The 23,161-nt window shown below is 53.6% G+C and carries 13 protein-coding genes; 6 read left to right on the forward strand and 7 right to left on the reverse strand.

What is annotated here, in order from left to right:
- Positions 1–154: 154 nt before the first annotated feature.
- Positions 155–1,225, reverse strand: coding sequence for an exonuclease/endonuclease/phosphatase family protein (locus tag SV7mr_RS00110; RefSeq protein ID WP_145268106.1), 1,071 nt, complete (start codon positions 1,223–1,225; stop codon positions 155–157).
- A gap of 277 nt (positions 1,226–1,502) precedes the next feature.
- Between SV7mr_RS00110 and SV7mr_RS00115 the strand changes: the two genes are divergently transcribed.
- Positions 1,503–2,426 (forward strand): carbohydrate kinase family protein, encoded by a 924-nt coding sequence (locus SV7mr_RS00115; RefSeq protein ID WP_145268108.1) that lies wholly within the window; start codon positions 1,503–1,505, stop codon positions 2,424–2,426.
- 67 nt (positions 2,427–2,493) lie between these two features.
- Here the strand turns inward: SV7mr_RS00115 and SV7mr_RS00120 are convergent, their stop codons facing one another.
- Positions 2,494–4,065: a hypothetical protein gene (locus SV7mr_RS00120; RefSeq protein ID WP_145268110.1), complete on the reverse strand. Its 1,572-nt coding sequence runs from the start codon at positions 4,063–4,065 to the stop codon at positions 2,494–2,496.
- Positions 4,066–4,286: 221 nt separating this feature from the next.
- Here SV7mr_RS00120 and SV7mr_RS00125 point away from each other — a divergent pair, with 221 nt between their 5' ends.
- Positions 4,287–6,188, forward strand: a complete 1,902-nt coding sequence (locus SV7mr_RS00125) for a sulfatase family protein (RefSeq protein ID WP_145268112.1) — start codon at positions 4,287–4,289, stop codon at positions 6,186–6,188.
- Between the two features lie 275 nt (positions 6,189–6,463).
- Here SV7mr_RS00125 and SV7mr_RS00130 read toward each other — a convergent pair whose 3' ends face one another.
- The 3 genes from SV7mr_RS00130 to SV7mr_RS00140 form a co-directional block, all read right to left on the reverse strand.
- A complete protein-coding gene (locus SV7mr_RS00130) occupies positions 6,464–8,026 on the reverse strand; it encodes a sulfatase family protein (protein ID WP_145268114.1) in 1,563 nt (520 codons plus the stop codon).
- 54 nt (positions 8,027–8,080) lie between these two features.
- Positions 8,081–9,460, reverse strand: coding sequence for a DUF1501 domain-containing protein (locus tag SV7mr_RS00135; RefSeq protein WP_419188506.1), 1,380 nt, complete (start codon positions 9,458–9,460; stop codon positions 8,081–8,083).
- Positions 9,461–9,591: 131 nt separating this feature from the next.
- Positions 9,592–12,603, reverse strand: coding sequence for a DUF1553 domain-containing protein (locus SV7mr_RS00140; protein ID WP_419187910.1), 3,012 nt, complete (start codon positions 12,601–12,603; stop codon positions 9,592–9,594).
- Positions 12,604–12,947: 344 nt separating this feature from the next.
- Here SV7mr_RS00140 and SV7mr_RS00145 point away from each other — a divergent pair, with 344 nt between their 5' ends.
- On the forward strand, positions 12,948–14,192 hold the full coding sequence (locus SV7mr_RS00145) for a metallophosphoesterase family protein (RefSeq protein WP_145268116.1): 1,245 nt from the start codon (positions 12,948–12,950) through the stop codon (positions 14,190–14,192).
- On the forward strand, positions 14,189–17,941 hold the full coding sequence (locus tag SV7mr_RS00150) for an AAA family ATPase (RefSeq protein WP_145268118.1): 3,753 nt from the start codon (positions 14,189–14,191) through the stop codon (positions 17,939–17,941). The genes SV7mr_RS00145 and SV7mr_RS00150 overlap by 4 nt, the downstream gene beginning before the upstream one ends.
- Positions 17,942–18,058: 117 nt before the next feature.
- Here the strand turns inward: SV7mr_RS00150 and SV7mr_RS00155 are convergent, their stop codons facing one another.
- Positions 18,059–19,165 carry a TlpA family protein disulfide reductase gene (locus SV7mr_RS00155; RefSeq protein ID WP_145268120.1) on the reverse strand — a complete coding sequence of 369 codons (1,107 nt, stop codon included), beginning with the start codon at positions 19,163–19,165 and terminating at the stop codon, positions 18,059–18,061.
- Between the two features lie 590 nt (positions 19,166–19,755).
- On the opposite strand from SV7mr_RS00155, the gene SV7mr_RS00160 reads away from it, so the two are divergent.
- Both SV7mr_RS00160 and dprA read left to right on the forward strand, forming a co-directional pair.
- A complete protein-coding gene (locus SV7mr_RS00160) occupies positions 19,756–20,292 on the forward strand; it encodes a phosphatidylglycerophosphatase and protein-tyrosine phosphatase 1 family protein (protein ID WP_419187911.1) in 537 nt (178 codons plus the stop codon).
- A 165-nt stretch (positions 20,293–20,457) separates the two neighbouring features.
- Positions 20,458–21,633, forward strand: a complete 1,176-nt coding sequence (gene dprA / locus SV7mr_RS00165; protein ID WP_145268122.1) for a DNA-processing protein DprA — start codon at positions 20,458–20,460, stop codon at positions 21,631–21,633.
- A gap of 307 nt (positions 21,634–21,940) precedes the next feature.
- Here dprA and SV7mr_RS00170 read toward each other — a convergent pair whose 3' ends face one another.
- The gene (locus SV7mr_RS00170; protein WP_145268124.1) at positions 21,941–23,026 is read right to left on the reverse strand and encodes a hypothetical protein; all 1,086 of its coding nucleotides are present in this window, start codon (positions 23,024–23,026) and stop codon (positions 21,941–21,943) included.
- Positions 23,027–23,161 lie beyond the last annotated feature (135 nt).

A 23,161-nucleotide genomic window follows, 5' to 3' on the forward strand; every position in this document is an offset into this window, starting at 1 on the left:
CCTTCTGGTGCTGCAGGCGTCGTAATCACAAGCGGCTGGAGGCCGCTTGTGTTTCTGATTCCGCGATGACGCGATCGAGTGATTAATCGGGCCATTCTTTCAGAAAGCCACACAGCGTCACCGCGTCGAATCTTTCACCTTGACCGGCAGCATGCTATTTCGCAGCAGTGTCACCAAAGATGGTTCCTTCTTCGATGCTGAATTCAGCGTAGACAGGCAACTGGCTGCTAATCATTTCCGCTTGAGCGACGGTTAACTTATTGATGCCTCGGAAATCCACCGGGCCACCACGGCCGAGGTATTCCGTTGTGAATCGCTTATCGATCGCGATGTTCGCCGTTTGATATTTGTCGAAGACGTCAGTTTTAGCATTCATGACGGCCAAGTCGATCTGGTCGTTGAACACGTTTGCCGTCAAATAGCTGTTGTCAGCCTGCAACAGTCCAGCCAGGACGACATCGTCTTCTCCCACCGAAGGGACGTTTCGAACATTGTCCATTAACTGCTGAAGCGTCGCCACTTCGCGTTGGGCTTCACTCATGTCGACCCGAACGTTGGCCAAGAAGAATGTCCACGCGTTGTCTTCGCTGGATCCTGGCACGGTCGAAGTCTTCGTTTGGAAATAGGCGACCAGCGTGTCGTATTGCATGATGTTCTGTGGGTCTGCAACCATGTAAGTCGCCGATCGGTCAACCACACATCGATGCGTATTGAAAATGATCGTCGGTACTTCCAGTCGATCCGCAGGTCCGGTGGGCGTGCCCAAGACATATTCAAACTTGGCTCCCGCGTGCCGGTTGATCTCGTCTAGAAGGCGCGGAATCAAATCCGTTTCCTTGGCCGAGACTTGTTGCAGAGCCAGGATATCGAATTGCCGAATCATCTTTACCAGCGTTTCCCGAGCGGTCCGGTTGTCGAACTTGCTCGCGCCGTAGCCACAGAGTGCCCAAGATCCGACGCGTAGGATTTGCGGGGCCAGAACAGTTGGCTTCTCTGATTTGATCTGTCCAATCAAGGTCGCATTGGGCGCACTGTCAGTGAACTGAAAATTGATCAGCGAGTCCTGGGATTCCGCGGTGCCCGTTGCCTCTTGATCCTTCCGCTTGACCGAAAGATCACTCAGACCGATGATTTCGTAGCGAGAAAGAAAGAACAGCCCACCCCCGATCACCGCCACCAGGACCAGCAGAAAGCCAAAGGGGTTTCGTTGATTGGATTCTTCCATGGTAAGGCACACACTAACTTGCTGGCGATGACAACTTGTCCAACAACTGTCGTTTCTCAATGACAGCTACTATCCTGTTATCGAAACGAAACCAGCTAGCGGTTAAGATGAAGCGTCGATCCGCTCCAGAGGCAGCCGACCAGCGACCGCACCGGCGTTAGAATCGTTTTTGCCATCATTTCAAGTTTGCAGATTCTAACGCGACGTAGGTTTGTAGCAGCCTTTCGGGACCGGTGAAGTTTTCCGGTCGCGTCGATCGCCAGCCATCAATTTGCTCATGACAAGTAACGAAAGCACAGTGACAGTGACCCGGCCGATCGTTTTGGGAGAAGTCCTGTTTGACTGCTTCGAAAACCGTCAGCGGGTGCTTGGCGGCGCCCCCTTTAATGTGGCCTGGAATCTACAAGGATTGGGCGAGTCGCCGTTGTTCCTCTCAGCGATCGGCGACGATGATCTTGGGCAGTCCGTCTTGCAGACGATGAAGAACTGGGACATGGACTCGACAGGGCTTCAGGTTGTCAGTGATCGGCCGACCGGAACGGTCCAGGTATCCGTTGACAACGGGCAGCCGAGCTACCAAATCGTCGAGCATCAAGCCTACGACTTCCTCGATCAAGCCAGGTTGTTGAAGGACGCGCGACTGGCTGATCAGCCAACAGATTCTATGCTGTACTGTGGCACCTTGGCATTGCGAGGTGCAGCAAATCGGCAGAGCATCCAAGCCTTGATTGCTCAGTGGACGGGGCCTCGCTTCGTTGACCTGAACCTAAGACCGCCACACTTCGATCCAGCTTGGCTTCCAGCGTTACTCGACAACGCAACTTGGGTGAAGCTAAACGATGAGGAGTTGGCTAAGCTAACAGGCAAAACAATCCAGGATCCCGACTCCATCGTTCAGGCCGTCGCGATCATGCGCAGCCGATACGGGCAGGCAAACTACTTGGTGACCTGTGGAAGCCGCGGGGCACACGCACTGATGGGTGACAACCGATTTTTTCAGCCAGCGGTTGCGCCGGATCAGTTGATGGATACCGTGGGCGCAGGAGACGCGTTTACGGCCGCCACGATGGCTGGATTGATAAACGATATCCCGATTGATCGCACTTTGGCGGCAGCATCCAGACTCGCCAGCCGTGTGTGTACGCTGAAAGGAGCGACCACCATGGATCGCACCCTCTATCATGGCTTGTTTACAGCCTAAGCAATAAGAAAGGCCGAGTAGACGATTGCTACTCGGCCTTGATTTAGATGGTAGTCAGCGTTTGAGACTAGAAGTTCGTGCTGTAGCGGCTGGTCAGCTCACGTTTCATCAACGCAGTCGCTTGATCGATTCGTTGCCAAATCTCCTGGACGGTTGCTGAACCCTGAGATCGAACTTGGCTGGTCATGGCGGCGTCGGTTTGACCTTTCGCACGCAGTGAAGCGTGGAGGGGGTCCATGCCGTAACTATATGGAATCGAGCCGTAGTATAGGTCACCGGTGGAGACTCGATAACCGCCCCCGGACCAGACGAATCCGCTGGAGACAGGATTGTTCGACTTGTAGATGTTCGAAGATGTCCGTCCCACACCTTTCATGGTTGATTCAGCAGATTGAAGCATGCCGGCCATTTGTAGACCGTAGTCAACGACATCCGAATCGACATTCAAGGTTGGCAACTGGGCGATCCGTCGAGAGTACTTGTCGTACCACATGGCGGCTTGGCCAAAGGTTTTGACCTTATCGCGTTTGGGTTTCGTTCGCAGGTCATCAAGCATCGAAGTCACAGACTTGTAGTACTGCTGCGTCGCCAACAGCTTGGCTTGACCTTCGGGGTCAGCACCTGCCGACTGGGTCGCGTGATAGGCGTCGCTCAGCGAGCGAGGCAGTTCCAAGATACTGAGAACCTTTCGAGTTCCGCTGTCGGACAGGTTGCCTTTGACAATGAAGGTGTTGTCAACAATCGTTGGTTGCCATGCTTCGATATCGTCAATCATGGCTCCGTGGTTGCGAAGCGCAGCGATCAACATGTCTTTGCCGATGTCCTTAATCGCTTCGGGGTTTTGGCCAAAGTCAACGCGGATGGCGCCAATGGTTTGTTCACCGACGGTGACACCCAAGGTAATGCCTTCCATGCTGTTAAAAAGTTTCGCCAAGCCATTGACGTCCAAGCCGCTATTGGAAACGATTTCGGAATTCTCCAGAGCCGTCTTCAGTTGGTCCGGGCTCATCGTGTCAGCGACGTCAAACGCCATAATGATCGGTGTGCCAACCTTGGTTGCGTACGCAAACGCTTTTTGCAGATAGGGTGACATCCGAGATCCACCGACAGGAGTCACGTCGGTGCTACGCAACCAGCGCGAGACCTGTTGACGGTCAGCGGGTAGATAAGTTCCCAGCATGTCCGATTTGAACTGCAGGACATAGCGATCATCAGGTAGTCGAGCCGCGTTCCGTCCCTGAATGTTATCCATCTTTCCACCGTAGCGAGCGGCAACCCCTGCCAGATCGCGATCACCGGCTAGACGCACCATCCCCATTTCCCAAACAGGTTGGCCAAACTCGATGTCCTGCCGAGCTGCTAGCAGGACTTCGGTCGCATCTGGTGGCAAGGCAAAGATACCAGCATCGTAAGCAGCCTTGGCACGTTCCGGCCAACGCTCACGATCCGCGACAGGTGCACGAAACATCTTTTGAGCATTGATGAGCACCAACGTGTTGGCATCAGCAGGAACTCGCAATCGCATGCCACTGAAGGGTTCTTGTGCCTGCAGCGGTGCAGTGCTCAGCAGTGACAGGAAACCTGTGCACAGAACGACTGCCAGGACGCGCGGGATGTAGGCATAGGAGAGACGTCGCATGATTACCTCGTGGAACTTTGGAGCGAATGTTCTTGTGATTCGCTGACTAAAGAAGATTAGGTTGTCGTGGTGTTTGGGAAGTCTTTATTCTAATTGTTGCCGGTCAAACAACAGGTGCAAGTTGCAGATTTTGGGGGACTGCGAGGGAAGATCAGTTCTGATATCCTACAGCCAACCCTCTAGATTTATCTCCCCAATTCGTTTGTCAACTGTCAGAACCGATGAAGCATCTCTCATTGCTCGCATTTCTAGCGATATTTAGCGTTTTCACCGCCGGTCGATCCGCCGCCACCGAGAAAAGCAAACAGCAACAACCAAATATCCTGTGGTTGTTCGCCGAAGATACCTCTCCCTGGATGGGTTGTTACGGCGATCCCATTAATGAGGGCCAGACGCCACACATCGACGGCCTGGCCGCCAAAGGCGTGCGATTCTCGCGAGCCTACGTCCCCGCGCCAGTTTGTTCCGCTTGCCGATCGGCCATGATGGGAGGCATGAACCAGATTCGCTTCAACGCTCACGAGCATCGCTCGAGCCGCGGACCGGCGAAACTTCACTTGCCACCAAACGTCAAACTATTGCCTCAGCTGATGAAGGATGGTGGTTACTTTACGTTCAATCTTGGCAAAGATGACTACAATTTTGTCTGGGACAATGCCGCCACCTATTCGCTGCAAAGCAAACGCCGCAGTCCAATTGATTGGGATCAAGTGAAAGCCAATCAACCCTTCTTTGGTCAGATCCAAACCGCCGGCGGAAAAAACAACACGACGAAGTTTCCCGCCGATCGCAAGGTCGATCCTAAGACCGTGACCGTTCCTCCAGATTATCCACAAAATGATCTGTATCGTGAGACAGTTGCGCAGCACTACGACGCAATTCGCCAAGATGATGACTTCATCGGGCAAGTCCTTGAGGGACTGCAAGCAGCCGGATTAGCTGAAAACACTATCGTGGTTTATTTTGGCGATCATGGAGCGAACAACCTCGTTCGCCACAAACAGATGCCCACCGAGGGCGGACTTCATGTCCCCTTTGTTGTTGCTGGTCCTTCACCCTGGATTCCCGCAACCTCGGTCCGTGACGACTTGGTCAATCTGCTGGACTTGTCGGCAACAACTTTGACCTGGGCCAAGTTGCCTGTCCCCAATTGGTACGAAGGCCAGGACCTGTTCGCACAGAAGTTGGTTCCACGAGAATACGTTGCCGCTGCCAAGGATCGCCTCGATCACACCATTGATCGCGTTCGGACCATTCGCACCGATCGCTATCGTTACACACGCAACTACAAAACCGATCGCATCTTTCTGCAACCACAGTACCGAGACAATCGGCCCTTCTTGCAAAACTTGCATCAACTGTATCAATCTGGCGAACTGTCCCCGAAACTGACAGAAATCTATTTCGGCGAACGCCCGCCTGAAGAGTTTTATGATGTGCAGGAGGATCCCAGTCAGATCAATAACCTGATCAATGATCCAAAGTACGCAGCCGAGATCGAACGGCATCGCCAATTGCTCGCTCAGTGGCTTAGCAAAGGTGACGCCGGTGAAGGCGAAGAATCAGAACAAGAATTGGCCTATCAAGCCAACGGGAAAAAATGGGGCGAAGGCGTGAATCCCGAATATGAAGTTGTCCGAACGGACAGCGATGGTGATGGCTTGTCCGACGACTGGGAACGCATCAATCAACGTGATCCCAAAGACGGGCGGTTGCAGTTTCATTTTGACTGTGGCGGTTGGCAGACGGAAGGTTGGAATGCTACCCAGCCTGAGGTCGGCAATATCGCCGGTCGCTTAGGTTATTTGGATTTCGTTCTAGCCGGTGGTACGGCGACGCTGAAACGCGACGGCCTGGCAGCGGATCCGCAGAACAATCAAGGTCAGCTTGTGGTCACTTTAAAGGCGCCACCAGAAACCAAAGTCACACTGATCAGTGACGGAAAACGAGTTTCTCGAACGACTCAAGCTCAACGTACCGGTCAGCATGCTGGCTTTCAACCATTGCTCTTTCCAATCAACTGGCGCGATCAGGTAACGTCTCTTGAATTGCAATTTACCGGTCGGGAAGATGCTTTGGTTGAAGTGGACTCGATCGAAGTCGCAAACAGCATCGAAGAGTAAAGTCCAGAACGAAACGGCTGCAAGCGAGCACTCCATCGTTTTGTGACTATTTTCATTGTTCGTCCTCAACAGCACTCCGTCAGTGTCGCAGTGCGTGAGGGAACGCTCATCCCTGGGAAGTTACCATCAACACTTCCATCTGTAACAACAGGGATCAACGGAATGTTCCATTCGATCAGAACCATCGCAGTCTTTGCAATGGTTGTGGCTTGACTCGTTTCCAAAGCCACGACTTGCTGTGATCAAGCGGATTCGCGGTTCACACATTCCAGCCTTTAGTTCGCTCTTGCTCGGTAAGATTTCGCTGGAATCCAGGTTAGGTCATCCCAGTAGGGAGTGTCGTTGGGCACAACGGGTCCGGGTGTCGTCCGGCCGCGGAGAACAATCTTTGTCGCCTCCCTGGTCAGCAGCTTGGCGATGTCTGGCCGCTCGCTGATCAGATTCTTTGTTTCCGAAGGATCATTACCCAGATCATACAGCTCGGCAGGTTTTCGTTTCCAGCGAAGCACCAATTTCCAGTCACCCCTGGTGATAGAGAATTGTCCTGACGAAGCATGATTGATCAAACCGGGACGCTCTGCGTTGGTCTTCGTATTCGAGAGCACGTTAGCAAAGCTGATGCTGTCCACGCCGTCCGTCTCGCTGCGCTCACATCCCGTCACATCCGCGATGGTGGCTAGCAGATCAATTTGTCCGACGGGTTGCTCGTAACGCCGCCCAGGTGTGGCGATGCCCTGTGGCCAGCGAACGAAAAATGGGACGCGATGACCGCCCTCATAGATTGATCGCTTGCCTTCACGATAAATGTAATTGCTGTAATGAGCGAACTCTTGGATGCGACCCGCCCAGGACTTTTCCGGTCCATTGTCGCTGGTGAACACAATCATGGTGTTCTCATCCAGACCGGACTGGTTCAGATACTTCATCACACGACCGACGTGGTAATCGGTTTCGATGACGAATTCACCATAGCCGCCACATTCGCCTTGCCCATGAAACTCGGGTAAAGGGCAGACCGGATAGTGCGGGGAAGTGTAGGGCAGGTACAGGAAGAACGGATCGGATTTTCGTTCGCCCTGTTGGTGCGTCTTCATCCATTCAATGGCTTTGTCGGTGAAACGGGTCAAGCATTGATTGTCGATGAAGTCTTCGGCAACTTCGAATGGCCTGGTCTTCTGCGGTGTCGGTGTCTTGGCTGGAGTTTTCTGATAGGGCGGCATGATGCGATAATCCACATGTCGCGCGTTGTTTTTCTTGGCTGTAAAGAGGGTTGGCGGGACCTTGGCATGACGTCCTTCAAACCATGCCAGCACGCCATAATTCAGTGATGCAGGGATGCCATAAAAGTAATCAAACCCGTGGTCCAGTGGCATATTCTTTGTCGGCTGGCTCCAATCCCGAGTCTGATGATCTGTACCAGGGAAATCCATTCCCAAATGCCATTTTCCAACCATGGCTGTGTGGTAACCCTGTTGTTGCAACATCGACGCGATGGTCGATTGATCGGGCGTAATCAAACATTCGTCTTCAGCCCCCATCACTCCGCGTTTGAGTCGCGTTCGCCAGGAATAACGCCCCGTCAAAAGTCCATAACGCGAGGGTGTGCAAACAGCATCGCTGGAGTGTCCGTTGGTAAACGAGATGCCTTCTTTGGCAAGTTGATCCAGGTGGGGCGTTTGAAACTTTGCCATCGGGTTCAAGCAACTAGCGTCACCAAATCCTTGGTCATCGGTATAAATGATGATGACGTTGGGTCGTGGTGGCTGAGCTGTGGCAAGCTTAGCGGGCAAGCACTGAATAACGGTCAGCAGTGCGAACAGAAGGACAGACCAGCGCATGATTGGTGTATTCCAGATGGAAAGTGTGCGGTGCAGTTAGGCGATTGTCATGGCCTACGCAATGATGTCGTTGATAACATGACCATGAACATCAGTTAGTCGGCGATCAATGCCGTCATGCCGGACGGTCAGTTTCGTATGGTCGATCCCCAGTTGGTGCAGGATACTCGCGTGAATATCGTAAACCTGAGTTGGCCGATCGCGTTCCAGCGGTTTGTATCCCCATTGATCGGATGGCCCGTAGCTAGTGCCACCTTTGAATCCTCCTCCGCAAAGCCAGTTCGTAAACACATAGGGATTGTGGTCACGCCCAACGCCTCCCTGGCTACTGGGCATCCGGCCAAACTCGGTTGTCCAGAGCACGATCGTGTCTTCCAGCATCCCGCGTTGCTTGAGATCTTTGATCAAGGCAGCGGCGCCAACAGCCATGCCGCTGGCCAGGGGACCATGGTCGCGCTGAATGTTTTCGTGGCTGTCCCAGTTTCTGCGTGGGAATCCGTTGTCGTTGCCAGACCAGATTTGGACAAATCGGACGCCGCGTTCCAGCAATCGACGAGCAATCAAACACTTGCGACCAAAGTACTCGGTCTCTTCAGCCGGATTGATTTCTTTTGGGTACGTCGCTCCAGCTCGATCAAGCCCATAAAGCTTCATGATGTGCGCTGGCTCTCCGCTTAGGTCTAACGCCTCCGGGGCACTCATCTGCATGGCGGCGGCCATTTCGTAGGAGCGAATTCGAGCCTGTAGTCTGGAATCGCCCGGACGTTGCTGAGTGAAGCGTTGATTGATCCGCTGCAACATCTCCAGTCCAGCCTCGTCGGCTGCGCTGGTCACGTAATCGGCTTTTGGCGTCAGATCTTCGATGGGGTTATCGCGCTGGGGAAAGATGGCGGTTCCCTGGGCGCTAGCGGGCAGAAAGGCGGCGCCCCAATTCTTGGGACCATTGCTGGCAAAGCCGCGATGATCGGGCAGCACAACGAAGGTCGGTAGGTTCTGATTTTCCGATCCCAACGCGTAGCTAATCCAGCTTCCCATGCCAGGAAAGCCAGGGCGTTGAAACCCGGTGGCCTGCAAGTACGTTGCCTGAGAGTGCACTCCCGTCTTGCCAACCATGTTGTGCACAAACGCGATGTCATCCACGCACTCGCCAAGGGGCGCGACAACATCGCTGATCATTTTGCCGGACTGGCCGTAGGCAGCAAACTTGAAGGGTGATTTCATCCACGGTCCCAGCCCATTTTGAAAGGCTTCGACCGGTTCGCCAAAGTCGCTGTCTTGCCCGTGGTACTTTTCCAGCATCGGTTTGTGGTCCCACAGATCCAAATGGCTGGCTGCACCTGCCATAAAGAGCTGGACCACACGCTTGGCTTTGGCGGGGTGATGCGGACTGGACAGCACGCCTCCGGTCGCTGCCGATGTGTCATCATGCAGCATGCTTGCTAAGGCAAGACCACCAAATCCTTGACCGACCAATCCTTGACTAACCAAGCCGGGGCCAATCGCACCGGCTCCAGCAGCATTGGACAGCATTCGTTTCAAAAATTCGCGGCGGTACATCACTCAGATCAATCCAGATAAACGAATTCGCTGAAGTTAAACAAGTAACGACAAAGATTGGCCAAGCCATGCTCACGAGCGTAGGCAATCATCTCTTGGCGTGATTCCAGGTCAGGTTGCCGCTGTGCGATTTGCAAATACGCTAGGTCAACTTGACTGGGTAAATCAGACGCGTCGCTGGCGACTTTCTTCGCCATCTGCTGGGCCATGTAAAGGTTGAAACGATTGTTCAACAGTGACAGGGCCTGTAAAGCTGTCAATGTTTCGTTACGTCGCGGAGTGCTCTGTGATGAATCTGCACAGTCAAGCGTTGTCATCCAGGGGTCCGGTTGCGAACGAGCGATAAAGCGGTAGATGCTCCGGCGATGGGTCGTTTTGTCTGCTGGATCAAACTTGTGGTATTCGTAGTGCGGTGAGTGCGCTGTCTTTTCCAAAGCAAACAGATAGTAGCCCGGTCCACCCATGGAACGATTCAAGGAACCGCTGGCAACAAAAATCGAATCGCGGATCTCTTCAGCACTGAGGCGTCGTCGATTCATCCGCCAGAGGTAGCGATTGCTTTGATCCTGCTGGGCCATCGCCTCGCGGTGCGCGGACGATTGCTGGTAAGTATTGCTGGTCACAATCATTCGATGCAACGACTTCATTGATTGCCCATGCTCAAGAAAGTACCTAGCAAGGTAATCTAACAGCAGCGGGTGGGTTGGTTCTGCACCCATGCGTCCAAAGTCATTGGGTGTCTCAACGATGCCTTTGCCAAAGTGATATTGCCAGATGCGATTGACAATCGATCGCCACACCAAGGGGTGATCCTCATGGGTCAACCATTGCGCCACGGCAACGCGTCGGGCGGCTTCGTCTGGCAGGTCGTTGTATTGCCATGGGTCGGTGGAAGAAAACGGCAGCACGCCTGGCGCAACGGGCGTGCCTTGTTGCTGAACGTCGCCTCGTAGCAACACATGAATCGGTCGCGGTGTTCCATTGGTTGGCTTGAAGTTGCCTTGCGCTTTGAAATGCGTTGCTGCTGCGTAAACCATTTTGCCCCTGGGCAGTTTGTCACGGTTTTCCCGAGCATTCTTGATCGCAGCTTTCAGTTGATCACGCTTGGCTACACGTGCTTTGGTTTCGATTTTGGCTAGCAATTGGTCACGCTCGGCGATCGCTTCGGCCAGTGCTTGCTGAACATCTGAATCACCCGCGCTGGGCCAGTGTCCATCGACTAAATTTTTTCTGCCCCAGCGCGGAGCCGCTTGGATGGAGTCGAAAGAACGGACTTTTGCGCCTTGCGCTAGGTTGCCTTCGTGACTGTCAATTGCAGCATCGGAGTCCTGATAGGCTTGCAGCTCCGAGATCGCAAAAATGTAATCGTTACGACGCTCAGCAAGCCGCGTCGCTGTGACTCGGATTCGCCGAACAGGATGCGGTAGCGAGTCACAGGTCAACACCACCGGTCCAAGCGCGGGATTGGGCTGATCGCTCTCGGACCGATTCGTGACCATCAGCCATTGTGTGGTTTCGTGATCTGTTTCATCGGACGTCACTTCAACTCGATATCGGATCGGAAAACCAAACCCCGATCCAATGTCGGCATAGTCATCGTGGCAAGGGCGGAGAACGATCTTGCCAACGGTTTGGGGCGCGGGCAAAACCACCTCGACCCACTTTTCCGTGTTTTGGTTGTTGGTGATGGTGCTGTGGTAGCCAAACTGAACGCCTTTCTGAACAGCCTGCTGGGACTGAAGCGATGCGACTGTCGTCGTTAACTCCTGCAAACGGTTGCCGCCGAGCGACTTGATGTCCGCTTCAAGTTGCTTTTGTTGCTTGGTCAACTTCGCCAATTGAGCTTCAAGATCGCGACGCTGCTGTTCGATCTGAGGGTCGAGATCATAGGCTCGTTCGGCACGGTCAACAGCAGCGAAGACCGATTGCAGTGAGTAATAGTGCTCCTGCGTGATCGGATCGAACTTATGGTTGTGACAGCGAGCGCACTGGATCGTGATGCTGCAAAACGTATTGATCGTATTGCACACCATGTCGTCTCGGTCCAAGTTGCGAGCGACTTTGCCGTCGATCTTCGCTTCAGAGACTTCAACGTGCCCGATAAAGTCCCAAGGTCCGGCCGCTAAAAAGCCCAAGCCAATGATCCCGTCGGGCTGGCCAGGGAATAACGCATCGCCAGCAATCTGTTCTTGGATGAACTGTCCGTAAGGCTTGTCCTGGTTCAGCGAGCGAATCACATAGTCGCGGTACGGCCAAGCGTTGTGGCGCAGCTTGTCTTTGTCATAACCACAGGTGTCCGCATACTTGACCACATCCAGCCAGTGCCTAGCCCACCGCTCTCCATAATGCTTGGACTCTAACAGTCGATCGACTAACTTTTCATAGGCCGCGGGGTCATCACTTTCGCAAAACGCTTGAACTTCCGCCGGGGTCGGTGGCAAACCGATTAAGTCATAACTCAGTCGACGAATCAATGTGCGACGATCAGCCGGTGGGCTGGCCGTGAGCCCTCGCTGCTGGAGTTGTCGTAAGACGAATGCATCGACCGGTGTTTTAACCCAGAATCGTGATTCAGGATCATCAAACGTTGGCACTGCCACCGATTGGAGCGGGCGATACGACCACCAATCAAAATCGCTGACCACCGCTTCGGTGAGTACAAAGTCTGTTGGCCAATCAGCTCCCTGATCAATCCACTTGGTAAGAACGGCAATCTGTTCAGCGGTCAGAGGCGAACCATCCTTGGGCATCTCGGCCTTGCCGTCATCTGGAGTGACTACTTGTAACAAGTGGCTGCCAGCAGCATCTCCGGCAACGATGTAATCGTCTTCCAGTGCTCTGGCAGCGCTGTGCAGTGAGAAATCGCCCTTGGATTCGTTTTCGTTGTGACAACTGAGGCAGCGTTGTTGCAAGATTGGCGCGACTTCCTGCTCAAAAAATTGATCGTCGGCAGCCACACTCTTCATCGCGAAGCCGGCGACGCAGAGCAGCAGAACACCGAGTTTGAAAAAATCCATCATGGGCTGCAGATGGGTAGAACAGGCAGGGAAAACAGGCGGGAGGGATTGCATCAGTATAGACCGACGCTCGCTGGACCGCTAGCAATTGAGTGTTGGCCATTCAACCGTTCAACGGGGTTTCGCGGGCACGTTTCACGGCAGGCTCAGCCACAGAAAAGCCGCCGCAGCTGTCTTTTTTTGCTAGCAAATGACTCTGAAAAAACTGGATTGGTGAAATTTTCCCGATTTATGTAAACTCTCGTGGCGGCGTTGTTTCACAGCGCTGCCAGGCAGTACCGTTTGGATTCCATTTGGGTCCAAAACAAAGGAATTTTCGGTGCTGAACAGATCCATGGAGGGAACCAATGCCTGGAGAATCGTTTCGATTTATTCACGCCAGTGATTTTCATTTAGAAAGTCCACCGGGTGAACTGGATATGCTGCCAGCGCATTTACATCAGGACATCGTGGCAGCACCGGCAAACGCAGCGAAGTTAGTGTTTGATGCTGCGCTGTCACAGAAAGTAGACTTTCTGTTGCTCTCTGGTGATTTACTGCACCCTGAAACAGCTGGTCCGGCGGGGATCAGTTTGTTACTGGAACAATTTCAGCGTTTGGCCGAAGAGCAGACACCAGTGTTCTGGGCAGCAGGCACGGTCGACGATCCGGTGCAATGGCCAGCGGCGATCGCGTTGCCTGAGAATGTCACGTTGCTTCCCAAAGATCGTGTGGAAGCAGTCCCGGTGCAGCGAGCTGGGCGAACCATCTGTCGCATCATTGGTCGCAGCAGCGATGGTCGCACGAATTTGCACGTGCCTGGATTTGAATGTGGTTCTAGCGAGCTCTATTCCATTGGGCTGGGCTACGGTCAAGTTGATGTGAACGCTCTTGCGGAAGGTGGTTGTGACCTGTGGTGCTTAGGCGGTCGACATCAGCCGGAGGTTCTCTCCTTTGAAGAACAGCCTTTGGGAATCTATTCGGGGACACCACAGGGTCGGAGCCTGACCGAGCCTGGTGCGCACGGCTACTGCATCGTTGATGTTGATGCTGACCAGCAAGTCCGCATCACCGAGGCACCCGCGGACCGATTTCGCTATCAGTCACTTCACATCACGGCTGCAGAACAGCACGTTGGATCGGACCTCAAGCAGTTGATTGAGGGACAGTTGACGCGTTTGCAACACGATGCTGGCGATCGTAATTTGATTGTCGGTATCCATGTTGATCTTCATCCCCAAACTTTGGCGGACGGCTTGATTGATTCCGAGTCGTTATTGTCCTGGGCGCGAGATCAGTTTGGGCGGCAGAGGCCAGCAGCCTGGGTGGCTCACGTCGTGTTATCCGCTCCGGAACAGTATCCCAGTTCATGGAGCGAAGAGGAAACCATTCTGGCCGACTTTCTACAGGTCGCAAACACTTATCTCGAGCGGGGAGGTGAGGACATCTCGCTGCTTAGCATGACCGAGGAACAGCCGAACACTTCGGCAACGGTCACCGCGTTACTGGGAGACGTCTCAGTAGAAAAACGCGAACAGATTTTGCAACAAGCAACCTTGCTAGGCGCTGAGTTACTGCGCGGCGGGAAACCCAACTGGGTGCAACAATCATGAAACTAAAAGACTTGCACATTGATGGCTTTGGCGTCTGGTCAGATTTGACCGTTGATGCATTGCCCGATGGAATGACGCTGTTTTACGGCCCCAATGAGGCTGGCAAAACAACGGTGATGCAGTTTCTGCGATCGATGTTTTATGGCTTCACCGCACAGCGTCGTGAGAAGTACTTGCCGCCGGTGTTTGATGGCATTCCTGGTGGGTCGATTCGATTGCTGGGGCCTGGCGGAGGCTATCAATTGCGCCGCCATACCAGCATGACCGACCAAAGCTGCGGTGGACGATTAACGATCGAAGGACCCGATGGTCAAACTCAAGGTCAACATCGCTTGACTTCCCTGATGGGCCAGATCGACGAGGCGATCTTTACCAATGTTTTTGCGATCGGGATGCGCGAGCTGCAAGAACTTGGCAGTCTCGACAATACCGCTGCTGCAGATGAACTGTACAAGCTTTCTAGCGGACTTGACCGAGTTTCGTTGGTCGACGTGATTCGCAGTTTGCAACAGGCCCGGCAGTCGATTGTCGGAAGTGACGACAGCGAAGGCAACTTAGAGAAACTCAACACGCTAATCCTGCGCCGCGATGCTTTGCGCGAAGAAACACGCACACTGATGGTCGCCAGTCGTCGTTATGGCGAACTCGCCTCGCTGCGCCAAAGTCAGCAACAGGAAATCGCCGATCTTAAACAACGAATCGAATCTGGTGAGCGTGAAATTCGGATCGTTGAAACGGCCGTCAGCATCTTGGAACCGTGGCAGCAACGAAAGGAACTTGCGAAGCAGGTTGCGGAACTAAAAGCGGATGCTGATTTTCCGGAAGCAGCTCCTGGCAAATTGGTGAAGATTGATTCGGGCTTGGAAGAACGCCAAGCCAAATTGGAGTCGGTCAAAGAGAAGCGACGTTCGGTTCGCGAAAAGGCTTCGCAGATTCCCGTTTCGGCGCAGCTGATGGATCTGGAAAGTCGAATCGAGGCCGCGGCCGAGCAATCCACTTGGATTGAGGCACTTGAATCGCAGATTGAAAAGATCAATGGACAGATTGCGACTTCGGAATCCGAGGTCAGTCGTCAAGCCGAAGCGCTAGGAATCAGTGCCGAAGACCGTTCTGAGCTCATTCAGGGTAGCGACCACGCAGTGCCGGATTTGTCTCGGCAAACGTTGGCCGCACTTGCTAGGCCAGCCAAACGCGTCAAGGAGCAGCAGTTTCTGCTTGACCAAGCGCGCAGTGAGGGCGTTCAGCAGAAGGAACTTTTAGAGAAGTTCCAAGACGAGCTTTACGATGCTTTGGAGCGATCAGAGACCAACGATCTACAGCAAGGCATTCGCCAGCGTCACAAACAGCTGGCGGATCTAAGGCGGATTGCGCAGCTTGGTCAACACATTGATAAGCTGAAGCGACATTACCGATCGCTCGAGACAGAGTCGATCGACTTAGCGACTCAAGAGGTCTTGCCGCTAAATCGGATGCTTATCTCCGGTCTAGTGTTTATTGCCGGTGTTTGCTGCCTGATCTTATTCCTGGCACATTTAGTGCCCATCCGGTTGTTTCTCTATGGTGAACCGAACCTCATGCATGGCGTGTTTTGCCTGCTGATCGGTGTGTTGTGCTTGACGGTTTGGTACTTTAACGATCAGAACGAGCGGCGTAGTACGGCAGGTGATCTGGGCGAGGTTGACCATCAGATCGAAACGCTGCGCAAACAGATTCGCGAGCTGGAATACGAGCAGAATCAGATCGAATCGGAATTGCCAGCCAGCAATCATCCGATTGATGCGCGGATTCGTCAAACGGAGGCGCTGCTGGGTGAACTAGAGGATGCGATGCCAGTGTTTCACGCGCACGCAGCGGCACAACATGCGTTGCAAACCGCTCAAGAGAAAGCGACAGAGGCATCGGACGGTTTGCGACAGGCACGTGAAGAATGGTCGGCGACCTTAAAACGCATGGGATTGTCCGAGTCGTTGTCTCCACGCAGTGTACGCAAGCTTGGCGAGGGCTATGAAACGCTGAAAGCATCCATGGCTCGTCTGCAGACGCTGCGGATGGAAGGTGACGATCGGATGCGAGAGCGAAAAAGTTTGGCGGCGCGAATCGATGCGCTTTATCAAGAGGCTCAACGGATTGTGAAGCAGGATGTTGCGCAGCTTCGCGAAGACGATTCTGACGACCTGTATGATTCTCACGACGATGTGACGTCTCCGCAAGAGAGTGACCATCAAGTGTCTCATGCCGGTCCGTTGGAGCAGTTGCATTATTTGCAGGAAGAGGTTTCTCGACAGCGTCATTGGTTGAAGCGACGAAGGGAACTCAAAGATCAAGATCGTCAGCTCAAGCGTCAGCAGGCCTCGCTGGCGCGAGCCATTGAGCGCGGTGATCAACAGCGACGATCACTCTGGGCCAAGTGTGGCGTGGCAAATGCAGAGCAGTTTTATCAGCGAGTTGATCGCAAGGCTCAGCTCGTAGACCTGACCCAGCAACATGATGCAGTTGATCAACAATTGAGTTCGATGATTCCGGCCAACGTTAATGACGCCGATGTCATGAAGCAGGTCGATGGTTCGACGACGGCAGATTTAGAGAAACGCTGGGATGCATTGACTCAACGGGCGAGCGAAACTCAGCAGCGAATCGACACACTTCAGACTCAACTCGGCGAGTCAGCCGCTGACATGAAGCATCTTGCCGAAGATGATCGGTTGATGGTGGCGCAGTTGGAACTCGCTTGCTTGCAACGCAAGATTGATACCATGGTTGAACGCTGGCAAACCTTAGCGACCACCGGATTCGTGGTGGAACAAGTTTGTCAAAAGTTTGAGCGTGAACGGCAACCGGAGACTCTGCGTGAAGCCTCGTCATTTTTGTCTCAGCTAACCGACGGGAAATACATACGCATCTGGACTCCGCTGGGAACCAATCAGCTGAAAATTGACCAAGCAGACGGGAGCGTGCTGGACCTGAATGTACTTAGTCGTGGAACGCGTGAAGCGGTGTTCATTGCTTTGCGGTTGTCGCTGGTTGCAGCCTATGCTCGACGAGGTGTGACATTGCCGTTGGTCTTGGACGATGTGCTGGTCAACTTTGATGGCAATCGAGCGCTGCATGCCGCTGAGACACTGAAAACATTTTCAGAGCTTGGCCATCAAGTCATGATGTTTACCTGTCATGAACATATCGCCCGCCTGTTCCAGTCCATTGATGTTCAAGTGCGAGCGTTGCCTGCACAAGGTCAGCCCGGTCGAGCAGATGTTTTAGCGCCCTTGCAGGAGACAGCGGAGGTCGAAGAGATTGCCGAAGAACCTCCAGCTGCTGAATTAGAAGCCCCAGCGCCGCAGCTTGAGGAAGTGCCGGATGATCCTGACCCCGTTTCAGAGATCGAAGAGACTTTGGAGACTGAAGTCGAGCAAGAAATCGAAGAACCCGAGCCTCCGGCGGCTCTGCCTTTGCCAAAGCGAGATCGTAAGCGAGTGCGTCGACAAAATCGTCAACAAGTGATTCCCATGGAGCGTCTTGGCAATGATCAAGCAGTCGCCGATCCAGAGGCGACGGTGAATTGGATGTGGTTTCAACGCGAGCCAGCTGATGGGAAGATCAGTGAGGATGAGCGGTTGGCGGAAACGATCAACATTCACAATCGGGCGGAGGTGGATCCCGATCTTGAATCCGAACAGGCGGCTGAGGAGATTCCAGAGGACGTATGGAATCGAAATGCCGCTTGGTGGGATGGGCATCGGGTAACGACCTAGATCGCTTTGCTTTGTTGTTTGTCTGTCAATGGTTGTTAGCAGACACGAAAAAACGGCAAGCTACCGAAGGTAACTTGCCGTGATTTGTTTGCGGTAAACGGTCCAGCGACCGAGTCCTTATTCTTGATCAGCTTTTGCAGCCGCTTCGAATTGCTTCAGCAGGCCTTCCAGGCCTTGCTTTTGACGTGTTGAAGTCGTTGCATCCATCGCTTGTTTGACAGCAGCTTCGGCCTCGTCCCATTTCTTCAGGTCAGCGTTGATGTACGCGATACGAGCGTAGAAGGCGACTTGCAGGTTGGGTTCTGCGTCGTCCATGGCGCCATTCATTGCTTTGATCAAGTCATCTGCAAGCAGCTTCATTGAATCAGTTCCGCGAGCCGCTCCGTAGAGGTTTGAAGCGGCGCGATAAACAGCGATGGGGTCACCAGCGGCTTGTTTCAGGTCGTTGCGGAAATAGGCCAAGTCTTCGTCGCTGATGGTGCCTTGCATCAGGTTGATTCGGTGCAAGTAACCTTGCCACATGTCTTTGTTTGCTTGCTCTTCTGCACCGGCAAGTGCTTCTTTGATCATGGCACGAGCGTCGTCGAACTTGCCAGTTCGAGTGAGCTGGTTGAACTTTTGCATCATCTCTTGCTCGATGCGTTCGCGGTCAAATGCTTTCTTGAAAGCGATGCGATCCCACTTGTCGGTGATCACTTCGTTCAGGGGATCGTCCATGCTCATGGGGTGACCAATCCATTCGACAACACCGGTTTTGCCGACGATGAATGCACAGGGAATGCCGTTGCGCTGCGCGGCCCGCATGTAGTCTTGGCTGACCGAACCATCGGGGTCACAGGTGAGCGTGTAGTTTGCGGTCACCTCAGCCATGGGCTTTTCTTCGGTGGGGTGAGGTTTGGCCAGGGCGGTTGTGATGGTTTCCACATCTTCAGTCGAAACGCTTACGATTTGCACGTTATCCTTGCGGTGCTTTTCCTGCAGTTTTGCCAAGTGAGGCATGCTGGCCACGCAAGGTGGGCACCATGTCGCCCAGAATTCGACGACGTAGACCTTGCCATCTTCGAACTTGGTGACCTTTTGGTCTTTCTCATGGAAGTAGTGTTCGATGTCCAAAGCAGGAGCGGTTGAACCGATTGTCAGGCTTGGCTCGGCAGCGGTGGCGGGGCGAGAGGCCGGTGCAAGCACGGCGATCCCCAATACGAGGGCTAAAAAGGTTCGTTTCATTTGTTCTCTCTGGATAGGGAAGGCGATGGTGTCGACCGAATGCAGACGTGTCGACGGAAAGGACGTTGATTTTGCGATCTTGCGACGGTTTAGCCGCTGAATACGAACTCAGAGACATCCCCCACTGGGGGAGAACCCAACCAGGGGAGGCTCCGCGTAGCACCCACCGATAATAACGTAAACACCCATAAAAGGGAAATGCACAGTCGTTGCGCGCGTCCGCCAGAATCCGTTGCCTTGCATCGGCGATTGTCTTTCGAGTGGGAGACCGGACTTGGATTTGCTTCCGGTAGGGATTGGCTCGGTCGTTTACCTCAATCGTGGGAATTGTGCCGTCTCGTGGAGCAAAAGCCGTTCAATTCGACCGAGGGGCGGTGCATAATACAGCGACTTAAAGGCGCTTGATGTGCCTGTTGTGACGGTTTGCAGTGTTACCAAAACGGCCGGTGGTTCCATCTGGGTGGTGTTTTGGCAGTGGGCCGATGAAGGCTGACGGGCTGGCTTTCCCTTCCTTACCTCTGAAAAGTGATTTCATTTTGTTTGCACGGCTGTATGCACGAACGGTCTTTCTGCCAACTTTGGCCTGGAACATGCTTCTGGGCCGGGTTCTGAAGGTTCGGCATTGGTGGGATTCCATTGACGACAACGTGATTTTGGGAGCGTACCCATTTCCTCGGGATGTGGCAGCGTTGCGCAGCGAAGGTGTAGCGGCGGTTGTCAATACGTGTGAAGAGTATGCGGGGCCACTGGATCAGTATCGGAATCACGGGATCGAGCAATTGCGCATCCCCACCACCGATTTCACACCACCGAAACTCGCTAGCATTGAAGCGGCTGTTGAGTTCATTCAGAAATATGCGCTTCGCAAGGACGTCGTTTATATTCACTGCAAAGCGGGACGGAGTCGCAGTGCGACGGTTGCTTTGTGTTGGCTGGTGAAATATAGGGGCATGACGCCTGAGGAAGCGCAGGCATATCTTTTAACTTGCCGTCCACACGTGAAGCCGAACATCGATCAGCGGCAGGTTGTGAAAGACTTTGTGGCTCGGTTAGCGACGGCGGAAAGCGAGTCAGGATTGTTTCCCACCATCGAGTCGACAGTTGATGGAAGCATCAGCGCTGACTGACGATAGGTGTTTAATCTTGTCGTGGCGTGATGTTTTTGGGGTAGCGAAGCATTCGAATTCTTCCGCGTTGATCTTGCTTTGCTTGTCACATGAATAGTGACCTTCGGTATGATGATCCTTGGTGTTGTTGGAGTCAGATGGCTTTTGCACTGAGGGAAAGGCTCGATGAATGGCGAGTTAGGGTGGGTGCCGAGTAGAGAAGCGGATTTCAAGCAAGGTGAAAAGAACGCGTCGAGTCTAAGTGACTCCGACGTCGCGGCGTTAAAGTTATCGATGCTTCCTGGCGTGGGGCCTCGGATAATGAGCCGATTGTTGGAAGTATTCGGTGACGCGAGCTCAGTATTAGCAGCGTCAACGGAGCGTTTGGCCGCGGTGGACGGTGTTGGCAAGCAGTTGCTTCACAAGATACGGCATGTGGAAGACTACGTTGACGTGGGCACGATCGTGAATTGGTGTGCGGTTAAGGGCGTGCAGTTGCTATTCCATTCGTCTGACGATTATCCACGACCGTTGAAAGATCTTTATGATCCACCCCCGGTGTTATTTGCCAAGGGATCGGTTCTTCCCAGTGATCGTCTTTCAGTGGCGATTGTGGGAACACGACATGGAACGGCGTATGGGACACGTCAAGCCGAGCGAATGGCATATGGGCTTGCGCAAGCGGGTGTGACAGTGGTCAGTGGATTGGCGCGAGGGATTGATGCTGCGGCACATCGAGGGGCGCTTCAGGGAGGCGGCCGGACATTGGCTTTTCTAGGCAGTGGGCTGGGAGAGATTTATCCTTCGGAGCATGTTGATCTAGTCGAGGAGGTGTCCCAGAGCGGGTCTGTAATGACAGAGTTTCCTCCATATATGAAGCCGCGGGCTGGGTTGTTTCCTCAGCGGAATCGTTTGATCGCGGCGATGTCAGCAGCGACGTTAGTGATAGAGGCACCGCAGCGGAGTGGCGCATTGATCACGGCACATTTAGCCGGAGAGTTGGGGCGGGACGTGCTCGGGTTGCCGGGGCCGGTCACGGGGCGAGCATCGCAGGGAGTCAATAGTTTGATTCGTGACGGCGCGATTTTGGTACAGACAGTGGACGATGTATTGGAATCATTGGGGCCATTGGCGGAGACGGTTTCAACGCGTGATGGTCATCAGGTCCGTCATCCGGTGGAGCTCAAACTGAACGAAGTGGAGCGTCAGGTATTAGACGCGGTATCTGAAGGCGGTGTCTTAATCGACCAAGTGATACAGGCCAGCGAGTTGCCAGCTCACCGGGTCATGGCAACGATTGGCGTGTTGGAGATGCGTCGTCTAGTCCGCCGCCTCCCCGGCCAGCAAATCGCCCGCGTCTAGCGGCTTTCATGCACCGGGGCCTGTCCCCACCAGAATTCCAATCTTCGGGGTCTGGCCCCATGGAAATCCTAATCTAAGTGGGTCTGACCCCGTTGAGAGGCGTTTGAATGGGTGGACTGGGGAGATGAGGTGCCCTGGGCTTCTTGCGATCAGCCCGTGATGGTTCCGAGGTCGTCGTTTTGGGCCGATTTCATGAAATCCGTCCACCGTCCGCGCAGACCGATAGCCAGCAAGCAGAGTGAAATACGCAAAATCTATCCCGGACCCGCGACGAGAACCTTGCCGCTGAAGCCAACCCAGCTTGCGATCAAGTTCTTAACACCAATCGCGCTTGCTTGCGGATGTAATAACCGTCGCCGCTGACGTGCTTGCGTTCGTCAGCCATCGAATCCAATGATCCAGCAATGTTGCCAAATAATTCTCCAAATCGATTGGTCATCCTTAACCAAATCTTGGAGGGCACGTTCGAAAACCGCAACGCTGCGGGTAGTTCGTCCGCTCCCTCCTGGTTGATTCCAAGGGTCCATTTCAATAGTTCAATGTAACGCTCGAAACTGATCGGTAAGAAACCCTTGTCGCTGCATCGCTTTCCACTGTCGCTCCGCATCGAGCCCACTGCATCACCCCCCTCGTCAATCTGCATCTCCGCGAGCGCTTCGCAACGCTGGGCACGACGTCCTTCTAGCTTAAATCGATGCCGTCGCGCCTTTGCCTCTGCTTCAACCTGATCCAGCTCGTATTCCTGACGTAGAAAATCCGTGATTCGATGCCCCAACGCTGTGCTGTCATGCTGCTCGAAGGGCTGATCAAGCCCAGCTCGAATGCGATTGAGGTCAATGTAAACGGTGCACGATAACAATGCCGCATCGTCTACCAGCCGCGTTGAACCATAGCGTCCCGCCCAAAAACTCCCTCGATGCTCGTCCTCCCGATTGGCTCGTTGAGCGATGTACTGATTGAGTTGCTTCATCAAATGAGAACAACTACTGAGTTCCGTGCGGCATTTTTCTAGCTTCTCCGCGTCTGCCATCAGTCGCTCAATAGCCTTTTCCGTTGGACCCTTGAACTTTCCGTCCTTGTCTCGCTTTTTCGAAAGCGTATTCAGCCAACGTTCCGCGACTTCACGGTCACTCAATCCCGCAACAATGTCAGGCCGAGTGCGCACGTTGATGTGATAGTGATTCGATAAGATGCCATAGGTCAGCAATTCCACGCACATGTGCGCGAATAGCTGATTCATCTTGTCAATAATCCATCCATGTCGATAGGAAAAGTCCTCTCCTGTCTCTGGATTCTGCCCCATCAAAAAGAGGCCATCAATTGTCCGATTATAGAGATGCACCGCTTCGACCTGATGAGGATCGAGCACCTCTGAACGAGGATCGCGAGCCATTGCGCAAGATTGCCTGGGTGATTAGCAGGGGAAAGCCACGCATACCTGCCAGTACCTTGCGTCTAATCAAAGGGCGGATCTTCACGCCCAACTATGAGAAGTCAAACCCATTAATGCAATTCAAGACGGAGTTGT

Origin of the sequence: Stieleria bergensis (assembly GCA_007745635.1) — a bacterium.
GTDB classification, from domain to species: Bacteria; Planctomycetota; Planctomycetia; order Pirellulales; family Pirellulaceae; genus Stieleria; species Stieleria bergensis.

Bases quoted from the DNA above. Each gene is read 5' to 3' on its own strand.
- SV7mr_RS00110 (WP_145268106.1), bottom strand. From the start codon at position 1,225: ATGGAAGAATCCAATCAACGAAACCCCTTTGGCTTTCTGCTGGTCCTG.
- SV7mr_RS00115 (WP_145268108.1), top strand. From the start codon at position 1,503: ATGACAAGTAACGAAAGCACAGTGACAGTGACCCGGCCGATCGTTTTG.
- SV7mr_RS00120 (WP_145268110.1), bottom strand. From the start codon at position 4,065: ATGCGACGTCTCTCCTATGCCTACATCCCGCGCGTCCTGGCAGTCGTT.
- SV7mr_RS00125 (WP_145268112.1), top strand. From the start codon at position 4,287: ATGAAGCATCTCTCATTGCTCGCATTTCTAGCGATATTTAGCGTTTTC.
- SV7mr_RS00130 (WP_145268114.1), bottom strand. From the start codon at position 8,026: ATGCGCTGGTCTGTCCTTCTGTTCGCACTGCTGACCGTTATTCAGTGC.
- SV7mr_RS00135 (WP_419188506.1), bottom strand. From the start codon at position 9,460: ATGCTGCATGATGACACATCGGCAGCGACCGGAGGCGTGCTGTCCAGT.
- SV7mr_RS00140 (WP_419187910.1), bottom strand. From the start codon at position 12,603: ATGATGGATTTTTTCAAACTCGGTGTTCTGCTGCTCTGCGTCGCCGGC.
- SV7mr_RS00145 (WP_145268116.1), top strand. From the start codon at position 12,948: ATGCCTGGAGAATCGTTTCGATTTATTCACGCCAGTGATTTTCATTTA.
- SV7mr_RS00150 (WP_145268118.1), top strand. From the start codon at position 14,189: ATGAAACTAAAAGACTTGCACATTGATGGCTTTGGCGTCTGGTCAGAT.
- SV7mr_RS00155 (WP_145268120.1), bottom strand. From the start codon at position 19,165: ATGAAACGAACCTTTTTAGCCCTCGTATTGGGGATCGCCGTGCTTGCA.
- SV7mr_RS00160 (WP_419187911.1), top strand. From the start codon at position 19,756: ATGCTTCTGGGCCGGGTTCTGAAGGTTCGGCATTGGTGGGATTCCATT.
- dprA (WP_145268122.1), top strand. From the start codon at position 20,458: ATGAATGGCGAGTTAGGGTGGGTGCCGAGTAGAGAAGCGGATTTCAAG.
- SV7mr_RS00170 (WP_145268124.1), bottom strand. From the start codon at position 23,026: ATGGCTCGCGATCCTCGTTCAGAGGTGCTCGATCCTCATCAGGTCGAA.